The organism is Brevibacillus sp. FW301-21C12A, assembly GCF_058788915.1.
The window spans coordinates 1-21,293 of sequence record NZ_JBYTBG010000049.1 but is presented as its reverse complement, the minus strand read 5'-3'; the positions used below and the strand labels follow the sequence as shown (position 1 = coordinate 21,293).

Annotated in this window: 21 protein-coding genes and 1 pseudogene; 7 read left to right on the top strand and 15 right to left on the bottom strand. The window is 55.9% G+C overall.

The features are described from left to right. Positions 1-97: 97 nt before the first annotated feature. On the bottom strand, positions 98-1,504 hold the full coding sequence (locus tag AC3WQH_RS21955) for a HAMP domain-containing sensor histidine kinase (RefSeq protein ID WP_193373892.1): 1,407 nt from the start codon (positions 1,502-1,504) through the stop codon (positions 98-100). Then, positions 1,497-2,180: a response regulator transcription factor gene (locus AC3WQH_RS21950; RefSeq protein WP_005834480.1), complete on the bottom strand. Its 684-nt coding sequence runs from the start codon at positions 2,178-2,180 to the stop codon at positions 1,497-1,499. The genes AC3WQH_RS21955 and AC3WQH_RS21950 overlap by 8 nt, the downstream gene beginning before the upstream one ends. Before the next feature lie 138 nt (positions 2,181-2,318). Here AC3WQH_RS21950 and bluB point away from each other — a divergent pair, with 138 nt between their 5' ends. Continuing rightward, a complete protein-coding gene (bluB, locus tag AC3WQH_RS21945; RefSeq protein ID WP_005834482.1) occupies positions 2,319-3,020 on the top strand; it encodes a 5,6-dimethylbenzimidazole synthase in 702 nt (233 codons plus the stop codon). 185 nt (positions 3,021-3,205) lie between these two features. On the opposite strand, the gene hrpB is transcribed toward bluB, so the two are convergent. Beyond that, positions 3,206-5,719, bottom strand: coding sequence for an ATP-dependent helicase HrpB (gene hrpB / locus AC3WQH_RS21940; protein WP_429775486.1), 2,514 nt, complete (start codon positions 5,717-5,719; stop codon positions 3,206-3,208). A gap of 157 nt (positions 5,720-5,876) precedes the next feature. Here hrpB and AC3WQH_RS21935 point away from each other — a divergent pair, with 157 nt between their 5' ends. Next, positions 5,877-6,698, top strand: a complete 822-nt coding sequence (locus AC3WQH_RS21935; protein WP_005834486.1) for an MBL fold metallo-hydrolase — start codon at positions 5,877-5,879, stop codon at positions 6,696-6,698. Here the strand turns inward: AC3WQH_RS21935 and AC3WQH_RS21930 are convergent. Then, positions 6,646-7,017, bottom strand: coding sequence for a DinB family protein (locus tag AC3WQH_RS21930; RefSeq protein WP_197186542.1), 372 nt, complete (start codon positions 7,015-7,017; stop codon positions 6,646-6,648). The two genes, AC3WQH_RS21935 and AC3WQH_RS21930, sit on opposite strands and share 53 nt — an antisense overlap. A gap of 333 nt (positions 7,018-7,350) precedes the next feature. On the opposite strand from AC3WQH_RS21930, the gene AC3WQH_RS21925 reads away from it, so the two are divergent. Beyond that, entirely contained in the window at positions 7,351-7,740 is a 390-nt protein-coding gene (locus AC3WQH_RS21925; protein ID WP_005834490.1) for a VOC family protein, read from the top strand. A gap of 60 nt (positions 7,741-7,800) precedes the next feature. Here the strand turns inward: AC3WQH_RS21925 and AC3WQH_RS21920 are convergent, their stop codons facing one another. The 3 genes from AC3WQH_RS21920 to AC3WQH_RS21910 all read right to left on the bottom strand — a co-directional run bounded on the left by AC3WQH_RS21920 (position 7,801) and on the right by AC3WQH_RS21910 (position 9,414). Beyond that, positions 7,801-8,631 (bottom strand): prohibitin family protein, encoded by an 831-nt coding sequence (locus tag AC3WQH_RS21920; RefSeq protein WP_005834491.1) that lies wholly within the window; start codon positions 8,629-8,631, stop codon positions 7,801-7,803. A 60-nt stretch (positions 8,632-8,691) separates the two neighbouring features. Continuing rightward, the gene (locus AC3WQH_RS21915) at positions 8,692-8,907 is read right to left on the bottom strand and encodes a hypothetical protein (RefSeq protein WP_005834494.1); all 216 of its coding nucleotides are present in this window, start codon (positions 8,905-8,907) and stop codon (positions 8,692-8,694) included. A 63-nt stretch (positions 8,908-8,970) separates the two neighbouring features. Beyond that, entirely contained in the window at positions 8,971-9,414 is a 444-nt protein-coding gene (locus AC3WQH_RS21910; protein WP_025843983.1) for a hypothetical protein, read from the bottom strand. Between the two features lie 254 nt (positions 9,415-9,668). Between AC3WQH_RS21910 and AC3WQH_RS21905 the strand changes: the two genes are divergently transcribed. Then, positions 9,669-10,010, top strand: coding sequence for a hypothetical protein (locus AC3WQH_RS21905; RefSeq protein WP_005834497.1), 342 nt, complete (start codon positions 9,669-9,671; stop codon positions 10,008-10,010). Between the two features lie 237 nt (positions 10,011-10,247). Here the strand turns inward: AC3WQH_RS21905 and AC3WQH_RS21900 are convergent, their stop codons facing one another. After that, positions 10,248-11,480, bottom strand: coding sequence for an MFS transporter (locus tag AC3WQH_RS21900; protein ID WP_327991485.1), 1,233 nt, complete (start codon positions 11,478-11,480; stop codon positions 10,248-10,250). 148 nt (positions 11,481-11,628) lie between these two features. Here AC3WQH_RS21900 and AC3WQH_RS21895 point away from each other — a divergent pair, with 148 nt between their 5' ends. After that, a complete protein-coding gene (locus tag AC3WQH_RS21895) occupies positions 11,629-12,510 on the top strand; it encodes a LysR family transcriptional regulator (RefSeq protein ID WP_005834501.1) in 882 nt (293 codons plus the stop codon). Positions 12,511-12,559: 49 nt separating this feature from the next. On the opposite strand, the gene AC3WQH_RS21890 is transcribed toward AC3WQH_RS21895, so the two are convergent. The 5 genes and pseudogenes from AC3WQH_RS21890 to AC3WQH_RS21870 form a co-directional block, all read right to left on the bottom strand. Further along, entirely contained in the window at positions 12,560-12,760 is a 201-nt protein-coding gene (locus AC3WQH_RS21890) for a hypothetical protein (protein ID WP_005834503.1), read from the bottom strand. A gap of 204 nt (positions 12,761-12,964) precedes the next feature. Next, positions 12,965-14,807, bottom strand: a pseudogene (locus tag AC3WQH_RS21885) (ABC transporter ATP-binding protein). A 1-nt stretch (position 14,808) separates the two neighbouring features. Next, complete coding sequence (locus tag AC3WQH_RS21880; protein ID WP_005834508.1) at positions 14,809-16,545, bottom strand: ABC transporter ATP-binding protein; 1,737 nt, start codon at positions 16,543-16,545, stop codon at positions 14,809-14,811. 146 nt (positions 16,546-16,691) lie between these two features. Next, entirely contained in the window at positions 16,692-17,111 is a 420-nt protein-coding gene (locus tag AC3WQH_RS21875; RefSeq protein ID WP_122953186.1) for a hypothetical protein, read from the bottom strand. Between the two features lie 323 nt (positions 17,112-17,434). Next, entirely contained in the window at positions 17,435-18,202 is a 768-nt protein-coding gene (locus tag AC3WQH_RS21870) for an IclR family transcriptional regulator (RefSeq protein ID WP_005834511.1), read from the bottom strand. Between the two features lie 262 nt (positions 18,203-18,464). On the opposite strand from AC3WQH_RS21870, the gene AC3WQH_RS21865 reads away from it, so the two are divergent. Next, complete coding sequence (locus tag AC3WQH_RS21865) at positions 18,465-18,707, top strand: helix-turn-helix domain-containing protein (RefSeq protein WP_005834513.1); 243 nt, start codon at positions 18,465-18,467, stop codon at positions 18,705-18,707. Between the two features lie 24 nt (positions 18,708-18,731). After that, positions 18,732-19,250: a peptide deformylase gene (gene def, locus AC3WQH_RS21860; RefSeq protein WP_005834515.1), complete on the top strand. Its 519-nt coding sequence runs from the start codon at positions 18,732-18,734 to the stop codon at positions 19,248-19,250. A gap of 1,022 nt (positions 19,251-20,272) precedes the next feature. Here def and AC3WQH_RS21855 read toward each other — a convergent pair. Both AC3WQH_RS21855 and AC3WQH_RS21850 read right to left on the bottom strand, forming a co-directional pair. Next, the gene (locus tag AC3WQH_RS21855) at positions 20,273-20,752 is read right to left on the bottom strand and encodes a hypothetical protein (RefSeq protein WP_238501395.1); all 480 of its coding nucleotides are present in this window, start codon (positions 20,750-20,752) and stop codon (positions 20,273-20,275) included. 4 nt (positions 20,753-20,756) lie between these two features. Further along, positions 20,757-21,293: hypothetical protein (locus AC3WQH_RS21850; RefSeq protein ID WP_492332245.1), on the bottom strand; the 537-nt coding region annotated here is incomplete at its 5' end.

Sequence of the window (21,293 nt, the reverse complement as noted above, 5' to 3'; positions counted from 1 at the left end):
CAGCTTTTTCACTTCATGTTCGGTCATGTTCGGTAGAGGGCAACTGTACGAAAAATCGACCAGCCAATTGGTCTGGTCGATTGCGTATAATTCGTGGCTAGGCGCGCAAAAGCAACGTAAACGTACTCCCTGCCCTGCTGCTTTCGGACAGCAGCAGCTTGCCCCCCAGCGCCTGCGCGATCATTTTGCTGAACGACAGGCCAAGGCCGAGCCCGCGGACGAGATGCTTCTTTTCCTCGCCCCGGTAAAAGCGCTCGAAAATAAGCGGCTGCTCCGCTTCCGGGATGCCCGAGCCTGTATCTTTGACATCAATGCGAATTTCATCGCCCGTGCGAGACAGGGACACGACGATCTTTCCGGCCGAGTCCATCGCCTGCGCGGCGTTGTTTAACAGGTTGTACAAAATTTGCTGCACGCGCAGCGGATCGGTGCTCGCGATGATCGGCTCCTCCGGCTTGACGATGGACAGCTCAATCTGCTCTACCTCCTGCACGATCTGCCACTGATGGGTAATTTCCTGCACCAGCTCGTACATGTTTTGCTGTTCGCGGCGAATGCGGATGTCGCCGACGGCAAAAGAGTTGAAGTCGAGCAAGTCCTCGACCATTTTTTGCAGGCGGACTGTCTCCTTCGAGCAAATCTCCAAAAACTCTTTGGCCTCCTCGCCGCCGACGATGTCGTCCTTGACCGCCTGTACCAGCCCGCTGATCGACGTGACGGGCGTTTTCAGCTCATGCGTCACTCCGGCCAACAGCTCGGTGCGCATCAGCTCCAGTTGCCGCAGGCGATCCGCCATTTCCTTGAACGAGTGGATCAGCTCGTAAATCTCATCCTCGCGCCTGTCTTTTTCCAGATGAATGTCGTAATTGCCCATGACGATCTGCTTGGCCGCGTCTGCCACTTCCTTGATCGGCGTCGACAGCTTTTTCGTCAGCAAGTAGATGACCAGCCAGCCCAGCAGGCCAAGGCTTATCAGCATCGTGAACAAAAGCTGAAACTCCGTCGTGCTGCGGGTCAAATCCTGCATGGGCGTAAACAGCATGACCCAGCCCACCGTTTGCTGGTTGACCTGGATGCTTTTTTTCACAAACAGCAGCTTTTCTCCCCGGTCCAGCTCTACCTGCGACATGCTCTCATCCGTTGCCACCAGATCGCGGGCCATCCGCCTCAACTCGGAGCTGAACGGCCCCGGCCCGCCAAACACCGCGCGATGATCGGCATCCAAAATGACCATGAACGGCTTGTAATTGACGCGCAGCGACTCCTGGCGGCTGTCGAGCAGGCGGAACAGGAAAGGCGCCGTGATGACCCGCCCGTTGGCGTCGACCACCCGATCCGACACCTCGGCTGCCATCAGCCGCATGAAGTCCAGCCGTTTTTGCTTTTCGCTGTAGTTGATCCAGTAGCTGGACGCGATGCCGATGACCAACAGGCCGATGCAGAGCGTGATTAAATACCGCGTCGTCCAATAGCGAAACAGGGAGATGCGCTTTTTCTCACTCATAGACGCAAAGCTTGTAACCCAAGCCACGGTACGTGCGGATTTCCCCTTCGGACGCTGGCCAGTTTTCCAGCGATCGGCGGATGCGCTTGATCGCCAGGTCTACGGCGCGGTCGCTGCCCTCGTAGTCCATGCCCCACACTTGCTCGATCAGTTGCTCCCGCGTAAACGTCTGATTTTTGTACTGGGCGAGAAACAAAAACAGCGACAAGTCTTTTGGCGTAAACGCCAGCTCTACGCCGTGCAGCGTAACCGTGTACGCCTTGAAGTCGATTTTCAGGCTGCCGAACTGCTTGACCTGATCTCCCTCGATAATTTGCTTGGAGCGGCGCAGCACCGCCTTGACACGGGCCACGACTTCGTCGGCAATAAACGGCTTGGTGATGTAGTCATCCGCTCCCTGATTCAGCCCTGTAAGCTTGTTGTCGATATGCCCGAGCGCCGTCAGCATGATGACGGGGCAAGAGCTTTTCGACCGTATGTATTCTAAAATGCTCCACCCGCTCCGGCCCGGCAGCATGACGTCGAGCAGCACCAGGGCAGGATTGAACGAATCGAACTTGCGCTGGGCCTCGTCCCCGTTAAACGCCTGTTCGACGCAGAACTGATGTTTTTCCAGGTACGCCTTCAGCACCCGAGAGATGGGCAGCTCGTCTTCCACGATCAGGATGTTTGTCATTCCAGTTTCTCTCCCCTCGAAAACGGACAGGTCTTCCCCCTTTAGCGTAGGACATGAATATGTCAGGCAAATGTCTGGAACATGAGCTTGCGCATCAGTAAAATGAAGGAAGCCGTAGCAAACAGGGAGGTTTTACTCATGAAGCGTTTGACACCGGAAGAAAAAAACGGTCTGTACAAGGCTATCAGCAATCGTCGCGATATACGCACGTTTCGCCCTGATCCAATCCCGCCGGAAAAAATTGCCATGATTTTGGCCGCTGCCCATCACGCCCCTTCCGTCGGATTCATGCAGCCGTGGAATTTTATTCTCGTAGAGGACGAGCCGACCAAGCAGGAGTTGGCAGACTGTGCGGACAAAGAACGGCGCGCGCTCGCCATCCACTACGAGGGAACAGGGCGCGAATCGGCTTTTCTGGCGCTGAAAATCCAGGGCATCAAGGAAGCGCCGCTCACCATCTGCGTCACCTGCGACCCGACGCGGGGCGGCGATCACGTGCTTGGGCGCAATTCGATTCCCGAGACAGATATCATGTCGGTAAGCTGTGCCATTCAAAACATGTGGCTCGCGGCATATGCGGAAGATTTGGCGATGGGCTGGGTCAGCTTTTACAAAAAGGCGGACGTCCGCCGCATCTTGAACATCCCGCCGCACATCGACCCTGTCGCGTTGTTGTCCATCGGCTATACCGATCATTACCCGGATCGGCCGCTTTTGGAGCTGCACCAATGGGCAAAGCGGGAAGACTTGCAGCAGTTGATCTATCGCGGCCGCTGGGGAAACAGCCCGTCCGGCAAACAAAATGGACTGCCCGATGAACAGGCAGTCCCAAGGAAATAGAGAGGGTAGTACGTGAATCGCGGTATGTTCCTGACGGCCGCAAACCGCGTGAAAGTTTCAGTTTCAAGCCGACTTGCGCACATGGAACTAGGAAGTTGGGAAATATCGCCCTGAGCCTGGTTGCGCCCGTCGGCTTTTTCTGGTTCGATCTCTACAAAAGCGGCAAGCCCGCAAGCCCCAATGTACTATTTCTGCGGGCGCACCCGGTTCGTCGGGATCGCGGCGAGCGGATCGTCCGGCCAGTAATGCTTCGGGTAGCGGCCTTTCAAGTCTTTTTTCACTTCGAAGTACGCCTGCTGCCAAAAGCTGGCCAAGTCTCGCGTCACCTGCACCGGACGCTGCGCCGGGGAAAGCAGATGCAGCGTCAGCGGCACCTTGCCCCGGCCGATGCGCGGCGTATCCTGCCAGCCGAACAGCTCCTGCAACCTGACAAACAGGCAAGGCGCGGCAGGGTCGCTGTAGTCGACGGCGATTTTCGAGCCGCTCGGAACGGTGATATGCGTAGGCGCGTACTCATCCAACTGCTGCCGTTCCTCCCAACTCAGCATCCCTTCCAGCACCATAGACATGGACAGTTGCTGCAACTCGTCTTTTTTGCGCATGCCGTACACATGCGGCGCGAGCCATTCCTCCAGCGTGTCGAGCAAGGCTTCGTCATCTGCCCGCGGCCAGCCCGGCACAATCCCGCTCATGAACTGCAGCCGCTCCCTGAGCTGGCGGGCGTGACGGCTCCACGGCAACAGCTCCAGCCCTTCCGTCCGGATGCCCGCAAGCAGAGCTTGCAACACCTCATCGGCTTCCGCTTCTGCCGCCACCTCCTGCAAGACGAATGCCCCGAGCTTTTTCCGCGTACGCGCGCGCACGGCCTGAGCGGAACGGTCCCACCAGACAGACGTCTCCTCTGTGATCTGCCCGGACCAGTCGCGGTACAGGTCGCTTTCCTCCACCGCTGCCGCGAGCATGATCCGGCTGTCCGCCCCCTGGTCGTCGAGAAGCGGAGCTACCACGTACGGCGCAAAAGCCAGAGGCTGCTCAACGGCAAACGTCGCGCCGCGGCCATTTCGCAGCAAGTAGCGTCCATCTCCCCTGCGCTGGGCGATCCTGTCCGGGTAGGCAAAGGCGAGCAGCCTGCCCGTCTGGCTGACGTCGGCCACGTTTTCAGCCGTGCTGGCGCTTCCCCACTGCCGCTTGAGCTGCGCAGCTTCGCTCCACAGCCGCCGACACAGCGCTTCATCAGCCTGCCCTTCCGCAAAAGCGCGTGCCCCGCCTTGTTTTCCCGCGACGAGCTGCAACAGCTCCACCCGCGAGCTGATATCCGCATCGGCAAAAGCCGCTCGGCCCCGGGCGATATCCCGCTCCTCGAGCAGCACAGCCAGCTCGCACGCAATCGCTCCGAGTCCGAGCTCGCCCGCTTTTTGAATCATGTGTCCAAGCCTTGGGTGCAGGCCCATCCCGGCCAGCACCCGGCCGTGCGCGGTAATCTGGCCGTGCCCGTCCAACGCCCCTAACTGCTGGAGCAGCTCCCTGGCCTGGGCCAGCGAAGCTTTTGGCGGAACATCGAGCCATTGCAGCTCCTGCACGTCACCCACGCCCCAAGCTGCCAGCTCCAAAGCGAGCGGGGCGAGGTCTGCCTCCGTCATTTCCGGTGGCTCGTGCGCTACGAGCATCCGGTCCTCCTGCTCCGTCCACAGCCGATAGCAGACACCCGCGTCCAGCCTGCCCGCTCTCCCCCTGCGCTGGTCGGCTGCCGCCCGCGACACTCGGACCGTCTCCAGCCTCGTCATCCCGGTGCGCGAAGAAAAGCGCGGCAGCCTTTTCCAACCGCTGTCGATCACGATTCGCACGCCCTCGACAGTCAGGCTCGTCTCCGCAATCGAAGTGGCGAGCACCACTTTTCGCTCGCCTGCTTGGCCCGGCTGAATCGCCGCATCTTGCTCGTGCTGCGCAAGCGCCCCGTACAACGGGTAGACGCGCACGTTTGCAGCAAGCTCGCTTTTAGCCAGCAAAGCTTGCGTCGTGCGAATTTCTTTGGCTCCCGGCAAAAACACGAGCACATCCCCTGCCTCCTCCGCCAATGCCGACAAAACGGTGCGGGTGACTGCCTCCTCGACCGCGCCAGTCCACGGCTTTGGCAAAAAGCGCGTCTCGACCGGAAAAGCTCTGCCTGCGCTCACGATGACGGGAGCATCCCCCAGCAGGCGGGCAACTGGCTCTGCCGCAAGCGTGGCCGACATGACCAAAATCCGCAAGTCTTCGCGAAACAGGCTTTGCGCCTGCAAGCTGAGCGCCAGTCCCAAATCCGCATGCAGGCTCCGCTCGTGAAACTCGTCGAAAATGAGCAGGCCGACGTCTGCAAGCTCGGGATCGTCTTGTAGCATCCGCGTCAATATTCCTTCGGTTATCACTTCGATTCGCGTACGCGGGCCGACTCGCGTATCGTGCTTGACCCGATACCCTACCGTCTCTCCCACTTGCTCGCCAAGCTGCCGCGCCATGTAGCCCGCCGCCGCTCGCGCTGCCAGCCGCCGCGGCTCCAGCATGAGAATGCGCTTTTTTACGAGCCAGTCCTGCTCGAGAAAAACGAGCGGCACCCTGGTCGTTTTCCCTGCCCCGGGAGCGGCGACCAGCACGGCGTTGTTGCTTGCCGCAAGCGCTCCGGTCAACTCCGGCAGCACCGCATCAATAGGCATTGCCTTCATCTTTTCACCTCTTGTCCGTATCCATCTGTAACCATCATACACGATCAGTGGGCGAGGAAAAGAAATTGAGAAATGACTGAATAATCATTCAATAGTATAATGAGCGTATGTTCATTTGGCAGATAGAAAAGTCCGATTAGAAAATGGAGGTGTCACCGTGGTAGAAGTCCATCAGCACGAAGATGTCCTGTGCCTGGAGGGGATTGTACAAAGAGCGGGCCGCGAGTGGGGAATCCAGGTGTATGTCGTAGACGGCATGATGGTCGATACCGGGCCGCAAACACTCGCAGCCGGCCTGACCGACCGCTTTTCAGCCGCTTCCTTCGACGCTGTCGTCCTGACGCACAGCCATGAAGATCACAGCGGAAACGCAGCCTGGCTTGCCAACAGCAAAAACGTCCCCATCTACGTCCACGAAAAAGGGGTGGAGCTATGCTCCAGACCCGCCGACTATCCGCTGTACCGCCAGCTTGTCTGGGGAATGCGCGAGCCTTTTGCCGCCCGGCCGCTCGCTGAAACGTTTCACTCCCGCACCATCGACTGGGAGGTCATCTACACTCCCGGACATGCGCACGACCACGTCGCCCTGTTCGACAAGCAAACAGGCCGCCTGTTTTCCGGCGACCTTTTTCTCGGAACGAAGACAAAAGTAATTTTGCGCGACGAGTCCATTCCGCTGTTGATCGATTCGATTCGCCACGTCCTGACCCGCGATTTTCGCGCCATGTACTGCGCTCATGCGGGCTACATCGCCAAAGGGAAAGATTTGCTTGCGCGCAAGCTGGACGATTTGCTCCAGCTACAAGGGGAAATCTTGCATTTGCACGGGCAAGGGCTGACTGTGGCGGAAATCAACGCGCTGCTTTTCGCCAAGCCGTCGCCGATCATCGCCGTGTCCGAAGGCGAATTTGACTCGGTGTACATCGTCACTTCTGTGCTCGCAGGGCATCCCCAAACGGAATCGAAGTCAATCGTCTAGCCCTGGCCAAGCTGCCTGACAACTGGCCGAGATGGTGCCCCATATGCGCGACGTAATCCTCCATCAGCCAGCGCAGACTGACCGTCGTGCCGTCGGCCAATATACAGGCATGCTCGCAAGCGGCGGGCGGCATCGCGGCCATGACGGCGACCACCGAGCGGTTCAGGCTGCTCCATAGCTGCACGATCTCGAAGGCAGGCCGCGCCTGGTACGCTTGCGCTTTTACCCATTCGTCCTGCTGGTACGGGATCAGCGCATACGGCTGCTCGGTCTGCGCGCGGACGAAGCGGGCGAGGTTGTTGATCGCCGAGTCGCACAAATGGCCGAGAATTTCTTTGGCGGATCATTTGCCCGGAGCCGGACGCCTTGCCGTCTCTTCCTCTCCCCTGTCCCGAAACATGTCCGGAACTTCTGCCAGATGCTTTTGCATGCGGGCGATTTGCTGCTCCATACAGCCACCTCCTGTTCTTTCTCTTCACCGTATCAGGTTCAGCCAATTCGTTCCAATAGAATGATTCGATGCCCCCCATCAGCGCGAGGAATGGGAGGGAGGCAGCACCGCAAGCAACAGCAGCAGGTGGGCAGACTTTTCGCAGCAAATCTTTTACAATAAAAAGAAAACGAGCTTGTCAGGGAAAGGACGAAACCGCGCATGGCAATCAAAAAAATCGAGCACGTCGGGCTGATGGTCAAAGATTTGGAGGCGTCCATCGCCTTTTACACGAAAGTGATCGGCATGGAGCTGAAAGGGACGCTCGTGCATTCCAATCAGATTATTACGCTCGCTTTTCTCGGGTTTCCGGGCAGCACAGAGACGGAGCTGGAGCTGATTCACGGCTACAACGACGCGCTGCCGGAGGAAGGCAAGGTGCACCATCTGGCGTTTGCGGTGAATAACCTCGAAGCCGAGATCGAGCGGCTGCAGCAGCTTGACGTCTCCTTCATCGACGAAGCGATCACGACGCTGCCCAACGGCTCCCGCTACATGTTTTTCCGCGGGCCGGACGGCGAATGGCTGGAGCTGTTTGAAAGCACGCGCTAAATCAAAAACGAAGACCATCCGGCTGATTGGCGGCCCGGATGGTCTTCGTTGCTGCTGTCGTTACTGGTTCCCTACGTTGATAAACGGAGTCGCGCCGCCTGTGACGTTCGGCAACTTGCCGTCCCATTTGCGGATCGCTTCCAGTTGCGCTTCGATCTGTCTGAGCTGAATCAGCTCCGGCGTGACTTCCTGCTTTTGCAGGCGCAACGCTTCGGCCTGTGCCTGCGCGCGCGTAATCTCCTGCTCCTTTTCGATCTTGATCCGCTCCAGGTCGAGCTTCGACTTGAGCGCCTGCTGCTCCGCTACTTGCTTCGACTCGATCGCGCGGTTAAATTCGTCGCTGAACGTAAACTCGCGAATGTTGATCTCATCGAGAATGATGTTGTAGGCAGACAGCTTTTGTCGCAGCGCTTCCTTGACTTTGTTGCTCACCTCGGAGCGCTTGGAGATCAATTCTTCTGCCGTGTACTGCGCAGTGACGGCTTTCAGCGCTTCAGCGATAGCCGGGTCGACAATGCGGCTGTTGTACTCCAGCCCCACCTGCTGGTACAGCTTGTTGACGTTTTCGCTGTCCAGATGGTGGTTGACCGCGATGGTCGTCGAGACGGTTTGCAGATCGCGCGAAGCGGACGTTTGGCTCGTCTCCGATTTTTGAACCCGTACCTCCATCGGAATGACGGTCTGGATAAAAGGAATTTTAAAGTGCATGCCTTCCTGCAAAACTTTTGGCTGTACCGCGCCCAATTGCAGCACGACACCGCTATGCCCCGCTGATATGATCGTAAACGATTGGGTCCCGAGCAAGACCAAAACGGCTAGTACGAGAATGGTTGCGAGCAGCTTTCCTCCAGCTTGGAACGGATTCATCTTCACTACGTTGTTGTCGTTCATGTTCCGCCTCCCCTTTTTTTATCTGTTCGTTTATACATACGGGTCAGCAGCCCACAAGTTTCAACAACTTTCTGTCTTTACTGCCGCAAGCAACACGTTGCCCATGCGCTCGGCCTCGATTTTGCACAGTTCAAACTCTACCTCGCCGGATACGTGGGAAATCAGTTGAATGACTTCCTCGCAGCCGTGGCTGCAGATGAGGAACTGCTCCCACTTCACTTCGGCGCGCGGCACTTTTCTGGCCGAAAAGCCGCTTTGAAAACCACCAATGGTCATGTCGATCCTCTCCTAGCTAAAAAACAGATCAAAAATGTTGCGAGCAGCAGAAGTGTCCCGCAATCATCCCCACTCCTTTCGTCTCTTGACGAGCCAAAAACTGAACAGAAGGACATGGCCGTACAACAGAGCCGCGCCTCCGCCTAACAGCAGCAACCCGCCAGACGCAAAAGCATTGCTCAAAGAGCGCCCGTTCGATACGACTACGACGAACAGCCCCATCACGAAGCAGCCCGCCAACGCATAGGCAAAAAAGCGAAATAGATACACAGCCAGCGGATGCTTCCAACCCGTTTTGCGTTCGGCGAACTCGATCAGATAGGCAAACGGAATCCCGCCAAGCAAATAGACGGGGAGGGCATAAATGAGATAAATCGCGACAAGCGAGCCGTACGACCAATGGTAGACACCCTCTTCCCGCTCGCCTGCTGGCGTGTAGTTCGCCCAGGCGAGCACAAGGCAAAAAATGAGCGCAGACGCGAGCGCGACCAGCACTTTTCGAAGCATGGGCGATCACTCTCCTTCCCGGTTCTATCATACCATTTTGGATTTGAGAAAACCTGGAAACGGTTAAAAAAGCGGGGGACCTCTCATGTTCCGCTTCTTCGGTTAAGCTTCGTCGGCTGCCGTTTAATAAAATGCAAAATAAACTCCGTAACTGGTAAAATGTGTATAGATCCACAGCAAGCCTAAAAGAGAAGCCAATCCCAAAGAGATTCCCAAAAGCATTTTGCTCATCTTGCCAAAGGAGGGTCCGATTCATGCTGTTTCTCATGATGGCAGGTCTGGTTGTTGCACTCGTTCTTTTTTTCCTGAAGCGAATCGGTGCGAGAAACTACTACTCGGCCGTAACGCTTGTGCTCCTGTTCGCATCCGTGCTCTCGACGGTCTGCCTTGCCCAAAACTACACCGAGAGTCTCATCCCTGCAGCAAATGACGGAATCGCCATCTCCAATTCGCTCGCTTACTGGATTATCGGCGAGGATCGCTGGTCGCGCGAGCTGTTTAAAAGCTACTTCGATGGCTCCGTGTACGTTTCCTTGCTGCTGTTGCTGCTCTACCTCGGCTGCGTCATCCAGGAAAAAAGACACGCCCAGAAGTAGCCAGCCTCTGTGCGTATTGCCGTGACGTGAAAAATCCCCTCCGGTCTACAGGGTGGAGTCCAAGCTGCTTTGGACTCTTTTTTCCTGTCTGCCGTGAGGGGATCGCGCCGGAACATGCTGCGAACCTGGCTGGTTTTGCACTCCACAGCCCCGTTTCCGTTCCATCTCAGAAAAGAAAGGCGCCCCCGCTGCCTCTGTAGCCGCTGTTAAGGGGCAACCACGCTACGCTCCCCCGCTTCATTTCAGCTTCGCCACCGTCCACTTTTTCTCGACGGACGGCGCAGACGAATTGGCGAGGACTTTGGACAGGCGCAGGGCGAAGACGAAGGCGACGGCCATGAATCCGGCGATCATCGCGACGACACCGCCCCAGCCGAGCGAGGACCAGAACATGCCGCCCATCGTCCCGCCGATGCTGGAACCGGCGTAATAAAAGAACAGGTAGAGCGATGATGCTTGCGCCTTGTCATGAGTCGCCCGCCGCCCGACCCAGCCGCTCGCAATCGAATGGCTTCCGAAAAAGCCGAAGGTCAGGACGGGCAAGCCCGCGATGATGACCGCCAAATGACTGTCGAGCGTCAGGCACGCGCCGAGCAGCGTCAGCAGCAAGGAGACGAGCAGCATTTTCAGCCTGCCGAACTTGTCTGCGAGCTTCGCCATCCAGACAGAGGCGAACATCCCGACGAGAAACACGATGAAAATCCAGCCGACGAGCGTTTGACTGAGCGAATAAGGCGCTGCGGTCAAGACGTACCCGATGTAATTGTAGAGCGCCACATTGCTGCCGAGACTCAAAAACCCGATGCCGAACAGGCAGAAAAGAGCCGGGTCCCGCAAGTGGCTGAGCATGGAAGCCGCCAGCTTGCGCACCTCGGGAGCGCGCGCGTGAAAGTTTTGCGAAGCAGGCAGGCTGAACCAGAAAATCAGCGTGGCGACGAGGCTCATCAGGCTGATCGCGCCCATCGCCATGTGCCAGTTGAACAGGTCGGTCAGTATGCCGGAGAGAATCCGCCCGCACACCGCCCCCAGCGAGTTGCCGCTGATGTACAGCCCCATGGCGACTCCCAGACTTTTCGGCTCCATTTCTTCGCCCAAATAAGCCATGGCAATAGACGGAAGGCCGCCTAGCGAGATTCCCTGGATGATGCGAAAAAGAAGAAGAGATTCGTATGAAGGGCTGCATGCCGTCAGGATCGACAGGAGGGAGGCGGCCAGCATCGAGCTAATCATTACCGGCTTGCGTCCCCACACCTCTGAGATCGTCCCGAACACGAGCATGCTGACGGACAGCGAGATCGTCGTCAACGAGAGCGACAAGCTCGCCATCGTCGGCGAAACGTGAAACTCTTTTGTAAATTCAGGCATCAATGGCTGCGTGCTGTACAAAATCGCAAACGTGTTGAAGCCCGCCGCAAAAAAAGCCAGATTGGTCTTGCGAAAAGCGGTTGTGCCTTGCTTGATGTATCCCATGGTGGTGAAACCTCCCCGCGTTTCTACCCGTTTTTCTGTTATACTATCATTGACAATTCATAATGTATAATTTATTGTAATCATAATTTTCATGCACGATAGTAATGAATCGGACACACGCGCTTTGTCGCGCAGGGAGGTCACCCGAATGGAATGGCAACAACTCGAATATTTTCAGACGCTCGCCCGGATGCAGCACGTCACCCGTGCGGCGGAAGCGATGTCGCTCTCCCAGCCCGCGCTCAGCCGCTCAATCGCGCGGCTGGAGGAAGAGCTGGGCGTCCCGCTCTTTGAACGGCAAGGGCGGACGATCATGCTGAACCGTTACGGCCAGCTTTTTTTGAAGCGCGTCAACCGCATCCTCAAAGAATTTGAGGACGGAAAACAGGAGCTGCGCGATCTCGTCCACCCCGACCGCGGCGAGGTTGCCCTCGGCTTTTTGCACACGCTCGGCACCAGCCTGATTCCCGACCTCATCGGCGCGTTTCGTGCCAAGTCGCCCTCCATCGGCTTCACGATGATCCAAAACCACAGCTACTCGCTCCTCGAGCATCTCGACGCAGGCGAGCTGGACCTGTGCCTTCTCGCCGAGCCGACGGAAACCAAGCTGCCGATCCAGTGGACGCCGCTCTGGAGCGAGGAGCTGTTTGCCATCGTGCCGATCGGGCATCCGCTGGCCGGACGGGAGAGCATCCTGCTTTCGGAAATTGCCGAGGAATCGTTTATTTTTTTGAAAAAGGGCTACGCGCTGCGGCGCACGACCGACCAGCTTTTTGAGCAACTCGGCGTCACCCCCCGCGTGACTTTTGAGGGCGAGGAGGCGGCCACCGTCGCGGGGCTGGTCGCAGCCGGACTGGGCGTGTCCCTGCTCCCCGATTTGCGCGGCATCGACCAAAGCAAAATCGCGCAAATCCGCATCCGCGCGCCCAAGTGCCAGCGCGTAATCGGCATGGCGCTGGTCAAAGGCGGGTATTTGTCTCCGGCTGCGGTTCGCTTTAAGGAGTTTATTTTGGATTACTTCGGCAAGTGACAGCAAAAAGACCCTTGGGCGATTGTCCCGGGTCTTTTTGTCGTTCTGTTTATTTCGCCTGATGCCCCAGCAGCTTCTCCACGACCAGATCAAGCTGCCCCTCAATCGCCAGCGGGTCGTAGTAGTACATCTGCTCAAACGTCATCCTGTACACATGGTTGTTTTTGACGGCCGACAAGTTTTTGTAGACCGCGTTTTCAAAAAACTTGTCCTGGTCCTCCTGCTTCGTCTCATACGTGGTCACAAACATGTGGTCCGCACCTGCTCCGAGCCTTGAAAGGAAGGACGTCCGCGCAAAGGGGCAACCAAGCTGAGAGCACAACAGCCCCCTCGCCAAAAACGCTTGACGCTTGGCTTGCACATTGAGCGCTGCTGCATCGTTACAGAAGCTTTATCCCAGCAAAACAGCCCGTCTGCACACGTAAAATTCAGCGTGCCAGACGGGCTGTTTCGATCAGGACGAAGCAGCGTGCAAGTTTTTGAACTGATTGTAAAACAACTGGTAGTATACCCCTTTTTGCGCGATCAGGTCGTCGTGGCTGCCTTTTTCCACGATCTCGCCGCTGTCCACGACCATGATCGCGTCGGCGTCGCGGATCGTGCCGAGCCTGTGCGCGATCACAAAGCTCGTGCGCCCTTCCATGATCGTCGCGAGCGTATCCTGAATAATCAGCTCTGTCCGCGTGTCTATGCTGCTCGTCGCCTCGTCGAGAATCAGAAGCGACGGCCGGGCGAGGATGACGCGGGCAATCGCCAAAAGCTGGCGCTGCCCCTGGCTCAAATTGCCGCCGTTTTCGGTCAGTTGCGTATCGTAGCGCTTGGGCAGCCGATTGATGAACACATCGGCATGCGCCATTTTCGCGGCCGCCTCGACCTCGGCGTCTGTCGCGTCAGGCTTGCCGTACATGATGTTTTCCTTGATCGTCCCGGAAAACAGGTACGTGTCCTGCAAAACGAAACCAAAGCTTCTGCGCAGGCTGTCCCGCGAGTATTCGCGGATGTCTTTGCCGTCGAGGTAGATCGTCCCTTCCGTCACATCGTAAAAGCGCGTCAGCAAATTGACGACGGTCGTCTTGCCCGCACCCGTCGGACCGACCAGAGCAGTCGTGCTTCCCGCCTGTGCCTCGAAGCTGACGTTTTTCAAAATCGGCTGGTCGGGGCGATACCCGAAGCTCACCCGGTCGAATACGACGTGCCCTTTTGGCTCTCTGAGCACAGCGGCGTCCGGGGAATCGAGCGGCTCCTCCCGTTCGTCCAGCACCTCGAACACCCGCTCCGCGCCCGCTACGCCGGACTGCAGCACGTTGAAAATGTTGGCGAGATCGTTCAGCGGGCGGACAAACTGCCGCGAATAGCTGAGGAAGCTGGCGATCACCCCGACGGTAATCATCCCTTTCACCGCCAGTATCCCCCCGACAATCGCCACCATCGCAAAGCCAAGGTTGTTAATCACGTTCATGATCGGCATCAAAAAGCCCGACCAGATTTGCGCCTTCATCCCGACCTTGCACAGTCTGTCGTTGATCGCGGCAAAGTCGGCAATCGCCTTTTCCTCGTGGTTGAACGCCTTGACGACCTGAATCCCGGAAATCGTCTCTTCAATGTGGCCGTTCAGCTTGCCCAGCTCGATCTGCTGATGTTTGAACAGCACACTGGTTCGCTTCGCAATCGTGCGGGTGAGCAAAAAGACGAGCGGCACCGTAATCAGGCAGGCGAGCGTGAGAATCGGCGAAAGCACGAGCATCATCACCAGCGACCCGGCGAGCACGATCACCCCGGACATGAGCTGTGTCGTCGACTGCGAGATGGAGTTGCTGACGTTGTCGATATCGTTGGTCAGGCGGCTCATCAGTTCGCCGTGCGTGCGCGAGTCGAAAAAGGCAATCGGTAGCTTTTGCAGCTTTTCGAACAAAGCTTGCCGCATGTTGGTCACGATTCGCTGTGTGATGCCGGCGATCATCCAGCCCTGCAAAAACGTCAAGGCTCCGTCCACGATGTACGAGCCGAGCAAAGCGAGAATGATGATCGACAAAAAGCTGAACGCCTCTGCCCCGCCTGTCATCGCGTCGATGGCCTTCCCGATCAGGTACGGAGCCGAGAGCATCAGCAAACCATCGACGAGCACGATGGCGAACACGAGCGGCAGCCATCGTTTTTCCCGCCCGAACGCTTGCCACAGTCTTTTTATGGTCGCCGAAAAGTTTTTCGGCTTGCTCACCGGCACGCGCGCCCCCATGGCCGAAGCCGCGGCCCGGACGGGGAGGGAAAAACGGCTGTTCCTTTTGCTCCTGGCTCATCCTAGCTCACCTCCTTGCCGATTTGCGACGTAAAGATTTCCTGGTAGACCCGGCACGTAGCCAGCAGCGTTTCATGCGTGCCGATTCCGGCGACCTCTCCGTTGTCGAGCACGACAATCTTGTCGGCATCCATGACAGAGGTGATCCGCTGCGCGATCAGGATGCAGGTCAGCCCTTTTGCGTACGTTTGCAGCGCTTCCTTGATCTTGCTCTCCGTCGCCACGTCAACCGCGCTCGTGCTGTCGTCGAGAATGAGAATCTCCGGCTTTTTCACCAACGCCCTGGCGATGGAGATGCGCTGTTTCTGCCCGCCGGAAAAGTTGACTCCGCCTTGGCCGACGCGCGTCTGGTAGCCTTCCGGCGTCGCCGCAATGAACTCGTGGGCCTGCGCCATCCGGGCCGCTGCTTCCACTTCCTCCTCCGTGGCATCCTCCTTGCCCCAGCGGATGTTTTCCAGCACCGTTCCCGTAAACAGCGTCGTCTTTTGCGGGACGATCGCCATTTTTTCACGCAGCTTGGCCGGGTCCACCTCGCGGACATCTTGCCCGTTTACGCGAATCGTCCCTGCCGTCACATCGTAAAAGCGCGGAATCAGGCTGACGAGGCTGCTTTTCCCCGCCCCGGTCGAACCGATGATTCCCACTGTCTCTCCTGGCAGGCACGAAAACGAAATCTGCTTCAACACAGGCTGTCCACCTTCGCCATCGTACGAAAAGCTGACCTGTTCAAAGTCAATCCGGCCTTTTTCTTCCCCCGGCTCCTGTCCATGCGCCGCGTCCTCTTTCCAGCTCATCCGGTTTTCCTCGGCGAAAACTTCTCCGATCCGGCCAGCCGAAGCCTTGGCCCGCACGAACATGTTGAAAACCAGGGAAATCATCATCAGCGAAAACAAAATTTGCGTCATGTAGTTGGTGAACGCAATAATGTGGCCGACCTGGATATTGCCTTGCTCCACGCCAAGCCCGCCCATCCAGAGCACGGCCACAATCCCGAGGTTGACCGTCAGCATGATCGCCGGGCTGAACACGGACATGACGCGCGTGGCAGACAGCGACTTCTCTTGCAACTCTTCGTTTGCCCGCGTGAATTTGCCGACCTCGAAGTCAAAGCGGTTGAACGCCTTGACGACTCGCACCCCTGACAAATATTCGCGCATCGCTCCGTTGACGCGGTCCAATGCTTGTTGCACCTTGAGGAAAAACGGAAAGCCGATTTTCAGATTCAAAAAGATCAACAAGCCGACAATCGGCACGACGACAGCGAGCACGACAGCCAACTCCGCATTCAACTGCGTCGCCATGAACAGTCCCCCGATGCACACCAGCGGCGCTTTGACGAAAATGCGCATCATCCCGTTGACGAACACCTGCACCTGGTTGACGTCATTGGTCAGGCGGGTGACGAGCGACGCCCGGTCGAACTTGTTGAGACTGTCAAACGACAAGGACTGCACCTTGGAAAACAAATCAGACCGCAACTGCGCTCCGAAGTTTTGCGACACATAAGTGGCTAGCACGTTGCGCATGGAGGCGGCGACAGCGCCCAGCGCCGTAATCAAGAGCATCAGTCCCCCGGTTTTCAGCACGTAATCCATGTCGCGCTGCGCCACTCCGATGTCGATAATCCGCGACATGATCGTCGGCTGCAACAAATCGCACAACGCCTCCACCATCAAAAAGATCATGGAGATGCTCGCGAGCACGCCGTACTTCTTTATGTATTTTTGATAAAACCGCATTTGTTCACCTCATCCCTCGCCTCTTTTGCTATACGTGAAACTTCTATGTTCCACGATACCTGTTGGCATAAAAAATGTCACGGGGGGAGTTGCGGCAAAAAAGCAGTTCGGTGCAGAAGCAAAGCGTGGCTCGCGATGTTTTCACGCTAATCGTGCGGCCCCATTTGCTGGCTGACTTCAACCTGCGTGATGCGCCAAGCCGCAAATGCGCTTTTGTGCAGCGCAAACACCAGCGTCCCGCCGTAGATTTGCCGCACGGTACGATTCGGGTTGTACTCGATCGCCAGAAACCGCGCGACGACTTGGCGCTCGTCCGCCGAGACGAAATGCTCGCTGAGCGTTACTTCCGGCTCGCCCAACTGCTTCGTTTGCGCAAACTGAAAAAAGCCAGCGATTTTGCCCGCATCCGCCTGGTCAAGCGCCAGCTCGCCCGCTCTGCCTGCGCGCACAGCTTCCAGCGCGTCTTCGACTGTTTGGATCGGCGTTGCCAGCCCCAGCGTCAGCCAAAACGTAAAGGCCAAAACGGCCAGCAGCAAACCGCTTATGCGTATGATTCGCTTTCTCACGCTCTTCCCCTCGCTTCCCGATACATCTCTTTCCATCATAACGACAAACAGGCAGCAACGAACACCTTTTCCTGTTCGTTGCTGCCTGAATTGTGTTTCTTCTATAGCTGCTATGCAAATGCGCTGCCTCCCTCACCTCCTTTAAAAGCGTTGTGCGATTTTGCTAGATTCCATGCGAGATAGCGTGGTGCGGGTTTGGCGGGTTTGGCGGGTTTGGCGGATTTGGCGGATTTTGCGATTTTCGCGGGTTTCGCGGTTTCGCCGTTTTAGGAGTTTCCGCTAGTTTCTACTCGCTTTTGTCCGTTTTCACCCGTTTTCCCCGTCTACACGTAGCTGAGGTTGTATTTGTCCAGGTAATGCTGGACTTCACGCTGCCCCTCCTGCAGCGCAGACAGCATCGTCAGCAACCGCTCGCCCTCCGGAGTGCGGCTGACAGGTCCGGCAATGGTCATCGAGCCGACGATTTCCCGCCGCTTGTTGAACAGCGGAACGGACAGCCCGAACACCTCGTCGGCGAACTCGCCCGCGCTGAAGCACCAGCCGCGCTTTTTGATCTCGTCCAGCTTCTTGTACAGGCTCTCTTTTTCCACGACGGTGTGTGCCGTGAGCGCCGTCAAGCCTCTGGCGATCACCTGCTCCTGAACGTCGCGCGGCAAGTACGCCATAATAACCGTATTGGACGCCCCCGCATGCAACGGCGTCCGGCTGCCGACCGACACGGAAAACTTGATGCTCTGCGAGCTTTCCGCCATCTCCACGTGCACGCACTCCAACTGATCGAGCCAGGTCAAAAAGATCGTTTCGCCCGTCTGCTCGGAAACGTTTCTCATGATCGGGTAAATGTACTCCGAGATGCCCAGCTTGTCTTCCACAAGCTGTCCGAACTCCCACAGCTTCATGCCCAGCTCGTACTTTTTCGTCTCGTGGTCCTGAATCAAATACCCCTTTTGCTCGAACGTAGCCAAAATGCGGTAGACGGTCGTATGGTTGATCCCCAATTCCTTGGCTAGCTCGCGCACTCCCCAGGAAGTTCGTTCTTTTGTAAACAGTTCCAACAGCTCCAACGATTTTTCCAACGTTTTTAATGTCATGGCCCAACCTCCTTGGTTCTATAATAGAACCACCGTTTCTTTTATATACACATTATAAGGGAGGGTGTTTTTTATTTTCAATCAATTTTTAAAAATCCAAATTCAATAAAATAATCCTGCTCGGACAAAACATCGACGGCGCACGTCCAGGAGACGCGCTTGCTTTTTTCTCCCAATCCGCTATATTAGGTAATAACTAAAAACATTAGGCAATACCTAACACATTCGTTTTTTGGCAAGTCGAGAGGGGGAACGGGAAGGCATGCTTGTCTGGATGTTGCGAAAAGTAATGGCGGACAGAGGCATCTGGTCCGGGGCGGCGCTCGCCCGGTTGCTGAAAGAAAAGGCAGGCTATGAACTCTCGGCTCCGTCGATCAGCGCGCTGCTCAACGGCCAGCCGAAGCAAATGAAAGCCGACACGCTGGATGCTTTGTGCACGGCGCTGGAATGCACGCCGAACGATCTGTGGGTGCACACCCCGCCCTCGCAAAACGAAGGGGCGTAATTCATTTTTTGAGGTAGAAGGCAGATGGCAGTAAAAACAATCCTCCCTTTCGGAGATCCGATTTTACGCAAAACCGCAAAGCCCGTCACCGAGTTCAATGACAGGCTGGGAAAGCTTCTGGACGATATGACGGAGACTCTTTACGCCAAGGAAGGCCGGGCTGGGCTGGCCGCGCCGCAAGTCGGCTTTTTAAGGCGCGTGATCGTCATGGATTGCGGAGACGGGCTGATCGAGCTGATTAACCCGGAAATTTTGGAGCTGGACGGCGAGCAGATCGGGCCGGAAGCGTGCCTGTCTTTTCCCGGCTACTCGGGCATCGTGAAGCGCGCCCAGTACGTGAAAATCCAGAGCGCAAACCGGGCGGGCGAGACGTTCACGCTGGAGGGCGAAGGTTTTTTGGCGCGCTGTATCCAGCATGAGATCGACCATTTGAACGGCGTGCTGTTCGTGGACCGGATCGACGGGGACAAGCTGTACCACGACCAGACGAAGCGCAAAGTGAACCTCATGGACGTTTGGCAGTTGACGAAAAAGCAAGGGTAAACGGCACGGATGAACAAAACGCCAAAAAATCCACCTCGCATCGTCAGGTGGATTTTTTGCATATGGGAAAGTTTGTCCTGATGGCCGAGGATTTCTGCGATGACGAGCACTACATACACGCTGCAGCTAATTCCAGCCGATTTCTGCGCAGTCATACGCCCCATCGGAAATGGATAGTGCTGCACCCGCTCTGAAGCCAACCGCTGTTCCTTCGACACGACGCCGCTGATAATGTAAACAGGTACGAATCCCTCACCTATCTCAATTCGTCTGGCAATGTTTGCAAGCTCCCACTTTTTTAGTAGCTTTGCCGCCTCTTTCATGCTGACCATTGCGTTATAAGCCAATTCATGGACGGTCAATTGGCCATTCCGATGTGTAGCCACCTGAAGTCCGATTCGCTCAATCTGCTCCGCTTCCTCCCTCGCCTGTATAGAGTAGAAAGTTCTGTAGGCTGCGCAGACCGCCCCAATCCCTCTATAAAAGATAAAATGGCTCCAATTCATGAATGCGTAACCGGCCAGAAAAGAATAAAGAAAGGCATAACAGCATGTCTGCATCAATTGCTCCTTTACCCGTTTGAGCTGCGCGAGCGGATTATAGTTGGGTTCCCGCAAGTACACCATTGATTCAGCGGTGACATTCGGAAACAAGTACATCACGGTCCCATCATTCCCGTAGGACATCGATACGAGATTGGCCTTGTGCCATCGATCGGCCATCCGCTGAATGGACGACAGGCTCTCGTCGGTAAATTCTGCGATTTCTTGTGGATAGAGAACACCTTGATTGTCCATGACATACCCCAAGACATCGTGCTCGGTTTTCCGTACATAATTTCGGTAAGTCAAATAAACAACATGAAATATTCGGATAACCGCAAACACGTTGACGAAGAGTGCCCCTGTCATAAACTCCTCTGAAAGGATGGTCTGTTTATCAAGCAGCCAGAGGGGAGCAATGATTGTCACGAGAATGAAACCGGTGACCTTCAGCCACTTTTTCCATATTTTCTGCTCCTTCTAATCCCCTTCTGTTTCGTCAGCCTTTCCACAATACTCTCCATCACTTGGCAACCAATTCTCGTAGATGAGCGGTGCCAAGTGATATACCACAGCCTCACCAACAGGAGTTGAACTGCTAACGACTTGCTTTTTCTCAAATTCCTTCAAGATTCGCTCACATTCTGATAGCTTCAGGGAAGTATCCAATGCCAGCATTGGCGCGGTAATCTGGTTACCGTGTTCGAGGGCAATCTGTATCACACGGCTATGATAAAAACGGTCCTGACTTTTTTTCGCAAGCACTTTTTCAATCAGCAGGCTCGCCATGTAAATCAGGGAGAGAGCTGCCAAAAGTACACCTATAATGCTCCTATTGTCCATAATGAGATATAAAGTAGAAAAAAATGGCTGTTGCATTAGCAAACCAGTAATTAGCAAACACGATAGAAGAAAACTGCCACATATTACAATTATCATCGCACCGCCTAAGTACCTCATTTGCTCACCCCCTATCCTCTATTTGGTCCTGCTTTAGAAATCCAGGAAAGTAATAAAGGATATCACCCGATTTCGTTACACTCAGGTCAGCATGTCCCTTTTTTTGAAGATCGTCCAAAATTTTTTGCGCTTCCTCCAGGGAGAGAGTAGATTTTGTAGCTATATCTACGACTGTAACATATCCATCATTCTCCCGGGCAATGTCCAAAACTTTTAAAATAGCAGAATCTTCTTTTGGGAAACGGATTATCTTCAGGATTTTTGCTATTTTTCCCTCCACCATCAGCCCGATCGGAAAAGCGAACGCGTAAGAGAGAATCAGGATCGAAAGCGTGTCTGAATCGAAATGCCGATAATCGTCCATTTTTTCTGGATTCCAAAGAAATTCCTGTGTAACAATTGGCAGCAAATATTGAAACCCAAAAAACAGAAGAATGGTTAGTGCAATAATACTCATATCATTCAGCTCTTCACCATTAAACGTGCTTGATCTTCCTCTAGCGTAGTTTTTCACTTTTTTATATGGCTGGTTTACACTCCA

What these genes read in the sequence shown, in the direction of transcription:
- AC3WQH_RS21955 (WP_193373892.1), bottom strand. Translation starts at nt 1,504, where the DNA reads ATGAGTGAGAAAAAGCGCATCTCCCTGTTTCGCTATTGGACGACGCGG.
- AC3WQH_RS21950 (WP_005834480.1), bottom strand. Translation starts at nt 2,180, where the DNA reads ATGACAAACATCCTGATCGTGGAAGACGAGCTGCCCATCTCTCGGGTG.
- bluB (WP_005834482.1), top strand. Translation starts at nt 2,319, where the DNA reads ATGAAGCGTTTGACACCGGAAGAAAAAAACGGTCTGTACAAGGCTATC.
- hrpB (WP_429775486.1), bottom strand. Translation starts at nt 5,719, where the DNA reads ATGAAGGCAATGCCTATTGATGCGGTGCTGCCGGAGTTGACCGGAGCG.
- AC3WQH_RS21925 (WP_005834490.1), top strand. Translation starts at nt 7,351, where the DNA reads ATGGCAATCAAAAAAATCGAGCACGTCGGGCTGATGGTCAAAGATTTG.
- AC3WQH_RS21920 (WP_005834491.1), bottom strand. Translation starts at nt 8,631, where the DNA reads ATGAACGACAACAACGTAGTGAAGATGAATCCGTTCCAAGCTGGAGGA.
- AC3WQH_RS21915 (WP_005834494.1), bottom strand. Translation starts at nt 8,907, where the DNA reads ATGACCATTGGTGGTTTTCAAAGCGGCTTTTCGGCCAGAAAAGTGCCG.
- AC3WQH_RS21910 (WP_025843983.1), bottom strand. Translation starts at nt 9,414, where the DNA reads ATGCTTCGAAAAGTGCTGGTCGCGCTCGCGTCTGCGCTCATTTTTTGC.
- AC3WQH_RS21905 (WP_005834497.1), top strand. Translation starts at nt 9,669, where the DNA reads ATGCTGTTTCTCATGATGGCAGGTCTGGTTGTTGCACTCGTTCTTTTT.
- AC3WQH_RS21900 (WP_327991485.1), bottom strand. Translation starts at nt 11,480, where the DNA reads ATGGGATACATCAAGCAAGGCACAACCGCTTTTCGCAAGACCAATCTG.
- AC3WQH_RS21895 (WP_005834501.1), top strand. Translation starts at nt 11,629, where the DNA reads ATGGAATGGCAACAACTCGAATATTTTCAGACGCTCGCCCGGATGCAG.
- AC3WQH_RS21890 (WP_005834503.1), bottom strand. Translation starts at nt 12,760, where the DNA reads ATGTTTGTGACCACGTATGAGACGAAGCAGGAGGACCAGGACAAGTTT.
- AC3WQH_RS21880 (WP_005834508.1), bottom strand. Translation starts at nt 16,545, where the DNA reads ATGCGGTTTTATCAAAAATACATAAAGAAGTACGGCGTGCTCGCGAGC.
- AC3WQH_RS21870 (WP_005834511.1), bottom strand. Translation starts at nt 18,202, where the DNA reads ATGACATTAAAAACGTTGGAAAAATCGTTGGAGCTGTTGGAACTGTTT.
- AC3WQH_RS21865 (WP_005834513.1), top strand. Translation starts at nt 18,465, where the DNA reads ATGCTTGTCTGGATGTTGCGAAAAGTAATGGCGGACAGAGGCATCTGG.
- def (WP_005834515.1), top strand. Translation starts at nt 18,732, where the DNA reads ATGGCAGTAAAAACAATCCTCCCTTTCGGAGATCCGATTTTACGCAAA.
- AC3WQH_RS21855 (WP_238501395.1), bottom strand. Translation starts at nt 20,752, where the DNA reads ATGAGGTACTTAGGCGGTGCGATGATAATTGTAATATGTGGCAGTTTT.